A 13,780-nucleotide genomic window follows, 5' to 3' on the forward strand; every position below is an offset into this window, starting at 1 on the left:
ACGGAAAGACCCCGTGAACCTTTACTGTAGCTTCACACTGGACTTTGATGTTGTTTGTGTAGGATAGGTGGGAGGCTTAGAAGCAGAGACGCCAGTTTCTGTGGAGCCAACCTTGAAATACCACCCTGACACCATTGAGGTTCTAACTCAGGCCCGTGATCCGGGTCGAGGACAGTGTGTGGTGGGCAGTTTGACTGGGGCGGTCTCCTCCCAAAGAGTAACGGAGGAGCGCGAAGGTACCCTCAGGCTGGTCGGAAATCAGCCAATGAGTGCAAGCGTAGAAGGGTGCTTAACTGCGAGACGGACAGGTCGAGCAGGTACGAAAGTAGGTGCTAGTGATCCGGTGGTTCTGAATGGAAGGGCCATCGCTCAACGGATAAAAGGTACTCCGGGGATAACAGGCTGATACCGCCCAAGAGTTCACATCGACGGCGGTGTTTGGCACCTCGATGTCGGCTCATCACATCCTGGGGCTGAAGCCGGTCCCAAGGGTATGGCTGTTCGCCATTTAAAGTGGTACGCGAGCTGGGTTTAGAACGTCGTGAGACAGTTCGGTCCCTATCTGCCGTGGACGTTGGAGATTTGAGAGGAGCTGTTCCTAGTACGAGAGGACCGGAATGGACGAACCGCTGGTGTTCGGGTTGTGATGCCAATCGCATTGCCCGGTAGCTATGTTCGGACGGGATAACCGCTGAAAGCATCTAAGCGGGAAGCCCCCCTCAAGATGAGATCTCCCTGGATCTTGAATCCTCTGAAGGGCCCTTGAAGACCACAAGGTTGATAGGTGGGGTGTGTAAGTGCTGTGAGGCATTGAGCTAACCCATACTAATTGCCCGTGCGGCTTGGCCATATAAGCTAAGAGACTTGGTTAAGCACTGGATAGACGAAGAGATTTTGTGATCGTCGCAAGCGCATGAAGAAGCGAATAATCAAATTAGAGCCACCCTTATTTGAGTAAACCGGCGGCTGTGAGCACACGTAGAGTGAGCGAGCAGAGGAAGTAAGTCCGAGAGACTCAGCCAGAATTGCCTGGCGACCATAGCGACGTGGAACCACCTGATTCCATCCCGAACTCAGAAGTGAAACGCGTCAGCGCCGATGGTAGTGTGGGGTTTCCCCATGTGAGAGTAGGTCATCGCCAGGCATTGAAATACAGCAACCCCTGATCGGCAACGGTCAGGGGTTTTGCTTTTGGAAATATTCTGTGTGTCAGTATCATTGCACATAGCCATACTCCTCTCTTATGTTGATCAACAGGGGCTACGTTCTTTCAGCCCTCGATGAATCCTTTTCCAAGACACAGGTGATGCCGATGCAAAACGACAAGGAGTTGTCTTCTTATATCGAGCAGCAAAAACAGACCAGAAAAAAACGAGTCTTTGCTGTTGAGTGGAAGGGACGTAAGGTCTGGGTTAAGCAGTCTGAGCAACATATTCAGAGCGTCTGGCATAAGCTTGGGGACATGGTAGCCTCTATCACATCAAATCCCCTGTTTACCTCCACAGTAAGCGAAGGCGGTGTCGCTGCACTGAAAGATGAGATACGTCGCCTGCAAGCTCTAAGATCGAAAGGGGTTGCCGTGCCGGCGGTGCTGGCGTCTGGTGATGACTGGTTTGCAATTGAAGATGCGGGGATTGCTCTTCACCATATACTTCAGGGGAAACAGCATAAATATTCTGCTTCTGAACAGCAGGAAGTTTTACAACAAGCCGCTTATGCCTTGGCTAAGTTGCACCATAGTGGCCGATGGCATGGACGGCCTGCCCTGCGTGATATTCTTTGGAATGGTTTCAATATCGTTTTTATCGACTTTGAGGAAGATTTGGCAGCGAAGATAAGTCCTCTGGACTGTATGGTCCGCGATTTATTCTTGCTTATTCATGGATTGTATCGCTATTTGCCAGAGGATAGTACGCTCGTCATGGACGTCTGGCGGACTTATCAAAGGAATGCACCAAGGGATGTGTGGCTAGCAACCTGTCATCTCGCTGGTCGCATGGGGTGGATATTCCAAGCGGCACGCTTACTTAAAGGAGTTGGCGGGCATGATGTTAAGCAGACGTACGCTACTTTGAAATTTTTGAGAAAGCAGGCTGAATAAAACCCGGCATATGAAACTATGCCGGGTTTGTGGACATCTATTTTGCTTATTACAGCGGTGATAGCTCGCCGCAAAGGTTTTGTTGAAAAAGCTTTATAACGTCGCCTCGATCAGCAGACTGTTGAAGGAGTACGTGAAGTTTGGTGAAAGCGGCTTCTACCGTCATAGTGTTTCCACTAATAACGCCTGCTTGTGCTAGTCGTGAACCGGTAGCGTATGCGCTGTCTACTTCGCCATAAGGGCACTGCGAGAGGTTAACGATTATTTTTCCTTCTGCTGTATAGCCTTCTATCGTTTGTAATAACTCCAAGTCTTTATCAGGGGCATTCCCCGTACCATAGCTCTGTAGAATGACACCGGTATATCCACTGTCAAAGGCGCATTTCAGCAAGTTTGCTGTCATGCCTGGAAATATCCTCAGTACAGCAATATTGTTTTCGGCTTGTTTAGGGAGCTGCCAGTCGCTGCCTGAAATAGGTTTGGGGAGCAGGTTTGCATAGTTAAGTTTGGGCTTGATAGCCATTTTCCCCAACCATGGTTGATTGAGTGAATCAAACGCATCGAGCTGTGTCGCTTTCACTTTGCTACTTGCATTACCTCTCAATAAGCGGTCATGGAAGCAAAGCCCGACTTCTGATAATGCCTCCATCTTCAGCCATGCCAATGCATTGGTGACGTTGCTAACTGCGTCGCTGCGCTCCAGGCAGAAAGGGATCTGTGAGCCGGTAATGACGACGGGCTTATCAAGGCCTTGAAGCCAGAAGGACAGAGCCGACGCTGTGTACGCCATAGTGTCTGTGCCATGGAGTATCAAAAATGCATCATGGTCCTGATAGTGAGCCTTGATGTCTCTAGCAATATCCAACCAGTCTTGTGGTGTCGCATTGCTACTATCAATCAGCTCAGCGTATTCGTTGAATGTGAAAGAGAACTGACTGGTTATTGCGCTTCCAAGTGACGTAAAGAAGGGTTCCAGGAAGTTGCGAGCAGGCACAAATCCGTTTTCACTTGCCTGCATCCCCAAAGTACCGCCTGTGTAGGCAACATAGACTCGTTTGCTCATAACAGCATTTTCTCTTTTCTTTTTGTCGTGCAATGACATGCCAAATAAAGATGCCCTTTATTTAAAGGGCATCGTAGATGTCGGATGAAAGGATATGCTCCTATTTATGCCGAGATGGCGCAATAGCTGAGCTTATGACGTTGTTAGTGGCCAGATAAGTGGAATGGCAATTGATGCGACTATCCATAGAAGGATATTCATGGGCAGACCAATACGCAGGAAGTCTGCGAAGCGATAGCCTCCTGCACTGTATACAAAAGTGTTGGTCTGATAACCGATGGGAGTGGCAAAACTGGCACTGGCGGCAAACATTACGGCGATGGCAAACGGCTTGGGATCCAGCCCTAGTTGTTGGGCCATACCTATGGCAATCGGCGCAACCAGTACCGCTACGGCATTGTTGCTCAGCATTTCTGTCAATATTGAAGTAAGCAGATAAATGCCAGACAGCAAAACGACAGGCCCAGCCAAAGAGGCGTACGGAGTGAGAGTGGCAACGAGATCATTGACCAAGCCAGTTTTGTCCATGGCTTTGCTGATGGCTAACATACCGAAGATCATCATCAATATGCGCCATTCAACGGCTTTGTAGGCTTCGTCCACGTTCAGGCAGCCCGTCAGGATGACGCCGATGGCCGCGATCATCGCCAGGCCTTCAATAGGCATCACACCTACTCCCGCCAGAATCATCACCAGCAAAATAGCGCCGATAGCGATGCCGGCTTTGTCTTTGCGGTAGGATTTATCCTGTACGGTGTTAAGGACGATCAGATTGCCGTTTTCGGCGAATTTTTTGACCTGAGAAGCCGTGCCTTCAACCAGCAGGACGTCTCCAAACTCCAGCTGCAATGTGTCCAGGTTTTCCTGAATGTTTTCGTCCTTGCGATGTACCGCCAGGACGTGAATACCATAGCGTGCAGCGAGATTGAGATCCGACATCTGACGGTCGGTATAGCGTGAGTGACGGCCAACAATAACCTCTCTTAATGTCGCATCATGCGTGGAGATGGTTTCAAACCTGTCCGGGCTCGAGCGTGCAAAGGCCAATCGACCATCTGCTCTCAGCTCCAGCATGTCCTGTACTGAGGAGTGCATTATCAAGCGGTCCCCGGCACGCAGAACTGTGGTGTGGAGAGGTTGGCTTAACTCCTCTTCATCACGGAAAACCTTGAGCACCTGAATGCCGCTGTTGCCATTCAGGCCTGCTTCAGAAAGGTTCTGTCCGACAACGTTGGAGTTGTGGGGGATGAGAACTTCAGACATGAATACCCGATCCTGACCCGGCTGCAGACGTTGTGACAGCGTTTCACGAACGGGTAACAGCAGTGGCCCGATACCTAGAATGAATAGGAGGCCTACCGACGCGCTGATCAGCCCCATCATGCTGATATCAAAAATATGAAATGAAGGTAATCCAAGGCTGCGGACCACCCCATCGACCAGAATATTGGTCGATGTGCCAATCATGGTGAGTGTTCCACCCATTATTGAGGCATAGGACAGAGGGATTAGCAGCTTGGAGGGAGGCAAGTTTCGGCTGCGAGCCAATGCCATTGCGACTGGCGTAAAGATGGCAACCACAGGAGTGTTGTTGATAAATGCCGACAGAATAATTACTAGCAGCATTAAGCCAAACAGTGTTGAACGTAAACTCTGCCCACAGACTCGACTGAGAATCTCTGCCAGCCAGGCAACACAACCTGTTCGCTCAAGTGCAGCACTGAGCACGAACATGCAGGCGATGGTAACTGGGGCTGAGTTGCTGAATACCGCCAATGTTTCGTTTGGGCTAAGTATGCCCACAACCATCAATACAGAGACACCGATGCCAGCAACCATATCAGGCCCATGACGTTCGGTGACGAAAGCCCAAAGCATCCATATAAGAACAAAGGCGACAACTAACTGATGGTAGTCCATGACATCGAAGCTCAGGGCATAAGAGGAAACGGGGTTAGCCTAGAGTTGATGCGTTATTCTGTCCAAGAATATTTAATCAGATTTATATGTCTGATCAGCATAAATGATGGGTGACTATGTAAGAGTCACCCATGGGGTTTATATGAGTTCTAGTTGCTGCCCAGCTTTTTCAGTTCGCTCTGCAGCTGCTGGATACGTAAGGTCAACTCAGCTTTGTGCAATTCCTTTCTGGCTTTTACCAAGGCCTGTTGCTCTGGAGTAAGCATGGCGAACACCTCATCCATGACTTTGTGATCAATATCATGTTCCTGCTGGTGCAGATTTTCGCGTTCCGCTTGATGAGATGCCTGGATCGTTTTGATCTTGGCCAGTTGCTCTTCGGTCAGGTCCAGATCGCGAGTCATGTGCATGAAGTCGTTATCGTCATGAGCGCGAGGTGGAGGCGTACCCACATCATGTCCAGCCATTGGCACAGGAAGTTGCATGGGGGGCATGACAGGGACAGCACCACAGTTCTGAGTGATGGGCATTGGCTCGGCATGTACAAGAGACATGCTCAACAATCCAGCGGTTGCGGTGCTTAGCAGAAAGCTGAGAGATGGTTTCATGTGGGTAAGCTCCTCAGTTAAATGTTATGCAGCACAGTCTATGGAGGGCGGCGTAAACCGGGGTCATACCTGTGTAAAGGAGGGGTAAAACTTGTTGCATGGGCTGGCTAGCCCATTTGGTTATGTCAGAATGAGCGCAATTAGAGAGGAGTCCGTATGGCTACACTATTACTTGTTGAGGATGATGAAGGGTTGGCAGGCCTGCTGACCGAGTTGCTGGAGTTGGAAGGTTTTACCCTGTTACGGGCCAGGGATGGAGAAGAAGGTTTGGTGTTGGCGCGGAGTAACGAGGTTGATCTGGTCATCCTCGATATCATGCTGCCCAAGAAGAATGGTTTTGACCTGTTGCGTGAACTGCGCCAGGACAAGTCTACCCCGGTGATCATGCTGACTGCGCGTGGTGACGAAGTTGACCGTATCGTGGGTCTTGAAATGGGTGCGGATGACTATCTGCCTAAGCCTTGCAGTCCACGTGAATTATTGGCACGGATTCGTGCCCTGTTGCGTCGAGTTGATCTTGAGCGTCAAACAGCGGTTGAAACCACGACCTCATTGACGGGTGTTAAAACGATCGGCCTGTTGCAGATCAACCCCAAGTCCCGTCAGGTCAAGGCCGACAGCCGCGAACTATCGTTGACCAGTACCGAATACAGTTTGCTGTTTGAGCTGGTCAGCCATCCCGATGAATTGCTCAGTCGTGAAACCTTAAGTCGTACGGTCCTGCACAAACGCCTTCAGCCTTTTGATCGTAGTCTGGATATGCATGTCAGCAATCTGCGCAAGAAGCTGGGAGAGGGTGATGGGTTACCACGCATTGCTACTGTACGTGGTCAAGGGTATTTATTGAGTATGCCATCTGCACAGATGCGCAATGGCTGAGTGCATCAGTCTGATCAATCACCGCGCCTGATATTCCCATCGTAAGCGGCCCTGATACTGAGCGTGTATAGAATGGGAATACGTCTTTATTGGAAAGTGCTTCTGGCTGTGCTGCTGACCATGATACTGGTCAGCGTTGCCACATTCTTTATAGCGGATGAAGTACGACGCCAGCAGTTCGAGTCTGAAATCAACGTCGAACAGTGGCAGCATATGGGAGACGACCTGGTCTCCCGCTATCGCCGTGATGGTGAGCGGGTACTGACTGATGCATGGAATGCTGAAGGAATGGTCCTGCTCTCTCCTGCGATGCAGCCTTTGACCAATATCCCTATCCCTATCCCTCCTCCGCCCAGCAGGCATCGGGATGAAGAGGGGTGGCCAATGCCTCCGTCTGAGCAGATGGTGCCTCCGGCCAATGGTACTCCCAGTGACCGCGCTCCGGGCCCTCCGCCAGATATGGTGGGTAGAAGCTTTGTGCCTAATGGTGAGCCATCAGGTGGCCCTCCCATGCATTTTCGTGCCTGGCAGCATATCGAGCTGAGCGCCATGGATGATGGCAAGCCGTACTGGCTGGCTATCGATCAGGTCAAGCGTTTCGACATAGCGCAACGTAATCGCCTGCCCCTTTATCTTGCGATCGCTGTCGCTCTGGCGGCTTTCTGCTGTGCCATCTTGACCGGCTATATCACCCGTCCGCTGAAGGCGCTGAGTCGGGCAACCCGAGAACTGGCTGAAGGTAATCTGCAGTCACGCGTGGCTGAGAAGGTTTCCTCCAGAAGGGATGAACTGGGTGAGTTGGCGAAAGATTTCAATACCATGGCCCAGCGTCTGCAATTACTGCTGGAGGATCAGCAGCAGCTGTTGCGCGATATTTCGCATGAGTTGCGCACGCCACTGGCACGACTACAGATTGCACTCGAACTGGCCAGACATCGTGCAGCGGGTGTAGTCGAGCGCGAGCTGGATCGCATTGAGTATGAAGGCAATGCGATCAATGAGCTGATCGACGAAGTCCTGACACTGGTCAGGGCCAATCAACCGGCCGATGCATCGGAGCTGGTGGATGTGGCGGAGCTGTGGCTGGAAAGAGTGGAGCAGGCTCAACTTGAAGCAGAGGAGCGTGGCATACGTATCGATACTGTGCTGCGTGATCAGATTGAAGTGATCGGTCAGCGCCGCTGGTTGGGCCGGGTAATGGATAACCTGATTCGTAATGCGCTCAAGTACAGCCCGGATGACTCGGTTATCAGCATTGCTTTGCAGCGTGTTGGTAAGGGATGGGAGTTCAGCATTGCTGATCAGGGGCCCGGAGTAGAGCCGGAAGCGCTGGAGCATCTGTTTAAGCCCTTCTACCGTACCGATCAGGCAAGGCAGACTGGCAGTGGCTATGGCATCGGCTTGTCAATTGTTGAGCGGGTCATCCGCTTTCATGGTGGCAGCGTTGTAGCTCGAAATGCACAGCCCAGTGGCCTGGCAGTCGTGGCCAGCTTTCCGACCCTTGCTGATGCGCGGTCAGAGTAGTTCAGCGATGTAGTCTTATGATGATGCGCCGCTCAGTTTTGTATGGGCGGCATGGTCGCTGACAGACATTTTCCGCTGAGGTAGGTTACACTTACCCGAAAATAAGCTGATCTGAGCGGTGTACGTGGATACGCTACTGACCCGTCAATTGCAGCGGCAACGGCCGATGCGGTTTGGTTTTCTGTTACTTCCGAATTTTTCTCTTCTGAGTTACTCCTCAGCCGTTGAGCCGTTACGCATGGCTAACTGGATCAGCGGACAACCTCTTTATGAATACCTGACTCTGAGCGCGGACGGTCTGGCCGTTACGGCAAGTGTTGGGAGTACGGTGCAGGTCGATTTCTCCCTGAATGAAATCCCCAGTCTCGACATGTTGCTGGTGTGTGGTGCCAGTCCCATTGCCAAGACCGGTCATGAATCGGTACTGAGCTGGCTACGGACACAGGGTAAGCGCCTGCCCGCCATTGGTGGTGTGGGTACGGGGAGCTATCTGCTGGCACGAGCGGGGCTATTGGATGGGTGTCGGGCCACTATTCACTGGTGGGATCTCAATCATCTGCGCGAAGCCTTTCCCAATACTCGTTTGACCACCAACCTGTATGAAATAGACCGCAACCGCTTTACCTGTTCCGGTGGCTCGGCGGCGATGGACATGATGCTCTATATCATCGGACATCAATATGGCATGGACCTGGCTGCCTCTATATCCGAACAGTTTGTCTGTGAACGTATCCGGACCAATGAAGAACCGCAGCGAGTACCGCTGAAGTCGAGAATCGGTGTGGCCCAGCCCAAGCTGATTGAGGCTGTTACCCTGATGGAAGCGAATATCGAGGAGCCGCTGAGCCCGGATGATCTGGCGATGCATGTTGGTGTATCACGCCGCCACCTGGAGCGCTTGTTCAAAAAGCATCTCGATACTGTTCCCTCCAAGTTTTATCTGGAATTGCGGCTGGAACGTGCTCGGCAGATGTTGCAACAAAGTGACAAGTCGGTCGTGCAGGTAGGTCTGGCCTGTGGGTTCTCCTCGGCCTCTCATTTCAGTACGACGTACCGTAATCACTTCAACATCACTCCCAGAGAAGAGCGCAATAACCGCACTCGTCCGGGTGGCATGGGCTTTTCGGTCGAACTGCCTTCGTGATCTTTCGGGGTCAGCCGCCTGCGGATGGGGCGGCAGCACTGAGCAAATATTTCTCTCTTTTCACCTGCCGGACCGAGAAGTGCCGCTGCTTCATATAGGTCCACACATCATCGACCATTGCGGGATGGCCGCAGACATAGACAAGATCCTGTTCCGCAGTCGGCTCAAGCTCGTTCAGATGCTGCAGCAGGCGTCCCTGCCTTTCGAAGTCATGCAGCTGTGCGTCGACAGGCAGACGACTATAGCAGGCTAACAGCTGGAAATTCTGCTGCCGTTTAGCAAAGTGGATAAAGTCGTCACCGTACAACAACTCCTCCGGTTGCCGGACGCCCATCAGTAGTATGACCTGTGTATCAGGCTGAGCTTTCATTCGTCGTGACAGTAGCGGAAGCATGGAACGATAGGGCGCTACGCCCGTGCCGGTGCCGATCAAAATCAGGCGTGAAGGTAGCAGCTCGGGCAAGGTCAGAGCTCCGAAGGGGCCGGTCATGGTCAGTTCCGCACCCAGTGGCGCATGCACAAAGTAGTCGCTGGCCTGACCCTTATCCAGACAGGTTGCAGCAATTTCCAGCTCCATATTGGCGTGGATGTTATCGGTGAGGGTGGCCACGCTATAGCTGCGTGTCACCTGTCCTGTTGCGGTCGGAATGTGCAGTGAAAAAAACTGGCCGGGTTCATACACTATGGGCTCATTGTCGGCGCGCTGGAAAACCAGTTTGAGGGTGCGTTCAGACAACGTTTCTCGTGCAACCAGATTGATGGTGATAGGGCTGGACATAGCAGACTCCCTGTACTGGGATCGTTATTGTTTTTTAGCCTGAGGGTTTGCTGATCAGGTCCGTTCTGTCGACCTTGCTTGTCTCTGACTGGGCTTACCGTCGCCAAAGATGGCGTCATGCTTTTCATGCTGCAATGCGATGCCCGCTTCAACCCCTGTTTTGGCTTTCTGTCTACCAGACTCGCAGCTGCTGGCATTCACCCTGCCACAGAACGCTGTGCGGCGCGGTTGAATCAACCAATAGCAAACGCTCAGCCGAGGCAATCGCCAGCCATTGAGGCTTGCTCAGCGTCCACTGCAGATGGCTACTGTCGAGATGACCAAGCAACACTCTTTGACCTTTTGGATCCTCTGCCCACAGGCCCAGCGTTGAGCCTGCTGGTAATGCCTGCTGTGGGAATAATTTGACTACAGCATGGCCTGGCGCAAGCCGTGCCGAGGTAACCACCAGTGTGGGGGATTCTCTGGCATCGTGTAACACCGCCATGTAATGGGGAAGAGCCGGGATGGTGGATTGAGGCGCAATGGCAAACTGAGATAGCCAGAGCGTCAACAGCAGGCATGCTGCCAGCGCCAGGCGGTTGAAGGTGTGTTGCCAGCCCCGCATCAATGAGGCAACCATCCTGATGAGATCAGGCTGATCAGGCAGCTGCTGGGTAATACGCTGCCAGACATGCTGTTGATGGAGCTGTGCCAGCTGATCGTCCGTCACTGTAGTCGTCAGAAGTGGCTGTAGCCGTTGCTCCCACTGTATGACCAGAGCCTCCATACCCGGCAGTTCTGTCAGCAGTTGCTGACAGCGCAGGCGGACCTTCAGCGTCTGCAGGCCCAGCGCGTAACGCTCCGCTAATCGTGCTTGCAGGTCGGATTGCAGATATCTCAGTGGCATAGGCATTGGCGTAATTTCTCCATTCCTCGCCTGACCCAGGACTTCAGTGTGCCTAAAGGGGTGGCAAAATGCTGGCTAAGTTCTTCGTGGCTGTATCCCTGGGTATAGCTCAATAGAATGGCGGCCCGGCTCTGCGCCTCCAGCTGATTGAGGCAGTGCCAGATGCGCTCGCGCTCATGAGGAAAGTCGGGCGCTGGCACATCAACTATCACCTCATCTTCCATTGCCATGTCTTCCTGCGCTGGCTGTAGTGACACCGTCGTGCGCCGTTTGCCGGAGCGTAGCTGATCCAGCGCCAGGTGGCGGAACAAGGCAATCATCCACGCTTCACCATTGCCACGTTGGGGCTGCCAGGTATGGGCTTTGTGCCAGAGCTTGATGAACCCCTCCTGAATTACATCCTCTACGGTGCTGGCATGACCAAGCAGGGGATAGAGCATGGCAGCCAGACGACGAAAGTAAGCCTGATACAGTGCCGCCAGCGCCTCTTTATCGCCTCTGGCAATCTTTTGCAGCCAGCGCTCAACCTGAGCCGTGGCATCAGCAGCCGGAAAGGCTGTTGAAAGGGGAGGGCGTTCCATTGTCACCGTGAGTGTCTGTTCCCTGGCTGATGGGGAGTGAGTGGCACATGCATGTTAAGTATTACGTCTATACATCGTTTTCAGATGCATCCAAACGCATTAGGTAAACGTATTCCTGTTGATTCATTCCGATCAGACACAGGAGTTACCCATGAACAAGCAGACCGTTATCGCATTAGTATTGACCCTTGTCGCCTCCTCTGCCATCGCGGATCCGGCCATGGTTGGAGACAGTAAACTGGGCAAGGTGCTTACCGATGGTCAGGGGATGACGTTGTACACCTTTGACAAGGACAGCGCCGGCGTCAGTCAGTGTTATGAGCAGTGCGCTAAGGCATGGCCTCCGCTACAGGCCGCAGAGGGTTCCATGGCGGCGGGTGACTACAGCGTGGTGAAACGTGAGGACGGCGGTATGCAGTGGGCCTACAAAGGTCAGCCTCTGTATACCTGGGTGAAGGACAGCCAGCCCGGAGACACCACGGGAGACGGTGTGAAAGGCGTCTGGCATGTAGCCAAGCCCTGATGATCTGAATGGCAAAACGCAGATAAATTCGGTCATCCCTGACCCTGCCATTCTGCGTGATGTTAATGGCTATGAAGGTAGAGTCATCGCCATGGCTGGTGAGCAGTGCTTTGATTACTGGCGAGATTCCGGGGGGATATAGCCCGGGATCTTGCTGTAATCAATATCGTCGATCTGCTCTGCCTTCAGAAACCGCTCAGCAAAGCTCAGATAGACCTTGTGATCGATAAAGATGTCAAACAGATCGGGGTCAATGTGATTGCTGAGCTTCAGCTTGCCCATGATGTACAGACATTCGCTGATCTTTTTGGCGTTCTTGTAGGGGCGGTCTGATGCGCTCAGGGCTTCAAAAATGTCAGCGATAGCCATGATGCGTGCAGGTACTGACATCTGTTCGCGGGTCAGTCCGCGCGGATAGCCGGTACCGTCCATTTTCTCGTGATGACCACCTGCATACTCGGGCACACGGCGAAGATGTTTGGGGAAGGGCAGTGCCTCCAGCATTTCCAGAGTGATATCCATGTGCCGGTTAACGATCCTGCGCTCCTCGGCTGTCAGCGTGCCTTTGGCAATACTAAGGTTGTACATCTCATCATCACTCAACAGATTCTGCACCTCGCCGCCGATCGCTACCTGCATATCCTTGCCGATATGGCGCACCCGTTGCTGATCTTCAGGGGCCATGAACTCGCTGCCAATATTGACCTTGTGCAGGAAACAACGATCTTCTTCGATACTGATCAGCTGCTGTTCCAGCTCACTTTGCAGCCGCTGACATAACTCGTCATCACCACTGCGTTCAGCCTGGTAGATCTGTTTGAGGAACCTGATTTCCAGATCGCGCTTGGCAATTTCCAGCTTGGCGTCCACCAGACTGATGCGGTCGTATAACGTCTGTAATTTGGTGGCTTTGTCCATCACGTATTCGGGTGTGGCAATCTTGCCGCAGTCGTGCAGCCAGCCCGCAATGGACAGCTCGTAGCGGTCGGCATCGGTCATGCGAAACGTCGACAGAGGCCCCTGTTCGGTGTTATGCACCGCCTCGGCAAAAATCATGGTCAGTTCGGGGACACGCCGACAATGGCCGCCGGTATAGGGGGATTTCTCGTCAATGGCCTTGGCGATCAGCCGCGTCAGGGACTGGAACAGGGACTCCATGCTGTCGATCAGATGACGATTGTTGAGCGCCACCGATGCCATTGATGTCAGGGTCTGTACCAGCTCGATAGCGGGTGGTTTGAAGGGAACCACCTTGTCGCCCTCCTGGGCGTTGATCAGCTGCAGTACACCATTGAGCAATCCTTCATGGTTCTTCATCGGGAACGTCAGCACCGACAGGGTGTGATAACCGTTCTTCTGGTCCATGCTGCGAGCGGCACTGAGGTCATACTCACTGCAATTGTACGCATCCTCGATATTGATGATCTCCCCGGTGGCGGCTGCCACAGCAACCAGTGCATTGGTGTTGGGATTGCCGTCATCGTGGTAGATCGGAATATTGGGAAAGGGGATGGGGTCTCCAGAGACGCCGCCCAGATAGAGGTTCAGGGAGTCGTTGATCAGTGTTTCGAATCTGAGCTGATTGTTATCGGTGATGGAGTAAATGGTCCCGCCATCGGCATTGGTCAGATCTCGTGCGGCTTGCAGAATATCTTCCAATAACTTGGTGGTGTCCCGTTCCGACGACAAACGGATGCCAATATCCACCATATGGCGGAGTGCGTCTTGATGTGTGGTGCGAGCCTGACTCATGGTGTCTGAACCTGCTGA

General features: G+C 52.7%; 12 protein-coding genes and 2 rRNA genes (1 of these 14 only partly in view). 7 read left to right on the top strand and 7 right to left on the bottom strand.

Going from position 1 to position 13,780, the window contains the following annotated elements:
- From QCD60_RS16585 to QCD60_RS16595, 3 genes are all read left to right on the top strand, one after another.
- A 23S ribosomal RNA gene (locus QCD60_RS16585) occupies positions 1-850 on the top strand (it extends 2,028 nt beyond the left edge of the window).
- Between the two features lie 178 nt (positions 851-1,028).
- Positions 1,029-1,144: ribosomal RNA gene (gene rrf, locus QCD60_RS16590) — 5S ribosomal RNA — on the top strand.
- Positions 1,145-1,312: 168 nt separating this feature from the next.
- The gene (locus QCD60_RS16595; protein WP_279787182.1) at positions 1,313-2,101 is read left to right on the top strand and encodes a lipopolysaccharide kinase InaA family protein; all 789 of its coding nucleotides are present in this window, start codon (positions 1,313-1,315) and stop codon (positions 2,099-2,101) included.
- A gap of 49 nt (positions 2,102-2,150) precedes the next feature.
- On the opposite strand, the gene QCD60_RS16600 is transcribed toward QCD60_RS16595, so the two are convergent.
- From QCD60_RS16600 to QCD60_RS16610, 3 genes are all read right to left on the bottom strand, one after another.
- The gene (locus QCD60_RS16600; RefSeq protein WP_279787184.1) at positions 2,151-3,203 is read right to left on the bottom strand and encodes a type I asparaginase; all 1,053 of its coding nucleotides are present in this window, start codon (positions 3,201-3,203) and stop codon (positions 2,151-2,153) included.
- A 93-nt stretch (positions 3,204-3,296) separates the two neighbouring features.
- Positions 3,297-5,084, bottom strand: a complete 1,788-nt coding sequence (locus QCD60_RS16605) for an SLC13 family permease (RefSeq protein WP_279787186.1) — start codon at positions 5,082-5,084, stop codon at positions 3,297-3,299.
- 149 nt (positions 5,085-5,233) lie between these two features.
- A complete protein-coding gene (locus tag QCD60_RS16610) occupies positions 5,234-5,638 on the bottom strand; it encodes a hypothetical protein (RefSeq protein WP_279787188.1) in 405 nt (134 codons plus the stop codon).
- A gap of 210 nt (positions 5,639-5,848) precedes the next feature.
- Here QCD60_RS16610 and QCD60_RS16615 point away from each other — a divergent pair, with 210 nt between their 5' ends.
- The 3 genes from QCD60_RS16615 to QCD60_RS16625 all read left to right on the top strand — a co-directional run bounded on the left by QCD60_RS16615 (position 5,849) and on the right by QCD60_RS16625 (position 9,239).
- Complete coding sequence (locus QCD60_RS16615; protein ID WP_104155351.1) at positions 5,849-6,571, top strand: response regulator; 723 nt, start codon at positions 5,849-5,851, stop codon at positions 6,569-6,571.
- Positions 6,572-6,643: 72 nt separating this feature from the next.
- A complete protein-coding gene (locus QCD60_RS16620) occupies positions 6,644-8,095 on the top strand; it encodes a HAMP domain-containing sensor histidine kinase (protein ID WP_279787191.1) in 1,452 nt (483 codons plus the stop codon).
- 238 nt (positions 8,096-8,333) lie between these two features.
- A complete protein-coding gene (locus QCD60_RS16625; RefSeq protein WP_243410032.1) occupies positions 8,334-9,239 on the top strand; it encodes a GlxA family transcriptional regulator in 906 nt (301 codons plus the stop codon).
- A 10-nt stretch (positions 9,240-9,249) separates the two neighbouring features.
- On the opposite strand, the gene QCD60_RS16630 is transcribed toward QCD60_RS16625, so the two are convergent.
- The 3 genes from QCD60_RS16630 to QCD60_RS16640 form a co-directional block, all read right to left on the bottom strand.
- Entirely contained in the window at positions 9,250-10,017 is a 768-nt protein-coding gene (locus QCD60_RS16630; protein ID WP_279787194.1) for an FAD-binding oxidoreductase, read from the bottom strand.
- A gap of 172 nt (positions 10,018-10,189) precedes the next feature.
- Positions 10,190-10,912, bottom strand: coding sequence for a hypothetical protein (locus QCD60_RS16635; protein WP_279787196.1), 723 nt, complete (start codon positions 10,910-10,912; stop codon positions 10,190-10,192).
- The gene (locus tag QCD60_RS16640; RefSeq protein ID WP_279787198.1) at positions 10,897-11,487 is read right to left on the bottom strand and encodes a sigma-70 family RNA polymerase sigma factor; all 591 of its coding nucleotides are present in this window, start codon (positions 11,485-11,487) and stop codon (positions 10,897-10,899) included. Before QCD60_RS16640 ends, QCD60_RS16635 begins: the two co-directional genes overlap by 16 nt.
- A 151-nt stretch (positions 11,488-11,638) precedes the next feature.
- On the opposite strand from QCD60_RS16640, the gene QCD60_RS16645 reads away from it, so the two are divergent.
- On the top strand, positions 11,639-12,010 hold the full coding sequence (locus tag QCD60_RS16645; protein ID WP_279787200.1) for a hypothetical protein: 372 nt from the start codon (positions 11,639-11,641) through the stop codon (positions 12,008-12,010).
- Between the two features lie 114 nt (positions 12,011-12,124).
- Here the strand turns inward: QCD60_RS16645 and QCD60_RS16650 are convergent, their stop codons facing one another.
- Positions 12,125-13,762, bottom strand: a complete 1,638-nt coding sequence (locus QCD60_RS16650) for an HD family phosphohydrolase (RefSeq protein WP_279787202.1) — start codon at positions 13,760-13,762, stop codon at positions 12,125-12,127.
- Positions 13,763-13,780: the final 18 nt, after the last annotated feature.

It is taken from the genome of Pokkaliibacter sp. MBI-7 (assembly GCF_029846635.1).
GTDB lineage: Bacteria > Pseudomonadota > Gammaproteobacteria > Pseudomonadales > Balneatricaceae > Pokkaliibacter.

Bases quoted from the DNA above. Each gene is read 5' to 3' on its own strand.
- QCD60_RS16635 (WP_279787196.1), bottom strand. From the start codon at position 10,912: ATGCCTATGCCACTGAGATATCTGCAATCCGACCTGCAAGCACGATTA.
- QCD60_RS16630 (WP_279787194.1), bottom strand. From the start codon at position 10,017: ATGTCCAGCCCTATCACCATCAATCTGGTTGCACGAGAAACGTTGTCT.
- QCD60_RS16610 (WP_279787188.1), bottom strand. From the start codon at position 5,638: ATGTCTCTTGTACATGCCGAGCCAATGCCCATCACTCAGAACTGTGGT.
- QCD60_RS16605 (WP_279787186.1), bottom strand. From the start codon at position 5,084: ATGGACTACCATCAGTTAGTTGTCGCCTTTGTTCTTATATGGATGCTT.
- QCD60_RS16645 (WP_279787200.1), top strand. From the start codon at position 11,639: ATGAACAAGCAGACCGTTATCGCATTAGTATTGACCCTTGTCGCCTCC.
- QCD60_RS16595 (WP_279787182.1), top strand. From the start codon at position 1,313: ATGCAAAACGACAAGGAGTTGTCTTCTTATATCGAGCAGCAAAAACAG.
- QCD60_RS16600 (WP_279787184.1), bottom strand. From the start codon at position 3,203: ATGTCATTGCACGACAAAAAGAAAAGAGAAAATGCTGTTATGAGCAAA.
- QCD60_RS16625 (WP_243410032.1), top strand. From the start codon at position 8,334: ATGGCTAACTGGATCAGCGGACAACCTCTTTATGAATACCTGACTCTG.
- QCD60_RS16640 (WP_279787198.1), bottom strand. From the start codon at position 11,487: ATGGAACGCCCTCCCCTTTCAACAGCCTTTCCGGCTGCTGATGCCACG.
- QCD60_RS16620 (WP_279787191.1), top strand. From the start codon at position 6,644: ATGGGAATACGTCTTTATTGGAAAGTGCTTCTGGCTGTGCTGCTGACC.
- QCD60_RS16650 (WP_279787202.1), bottom strand. From the start codon at position 13,762: ATGAGTCAGGCTCGCACCACACATCAAGACGCACTCCGCCATATGGTG.
- QCD60_RS16615 (WP_104155351.1), top strand. From the start codon at position 5,849: ATGGCTACACTATTACTTGTTGAGGATGATGAAGGGTTGGCAGGCCTG.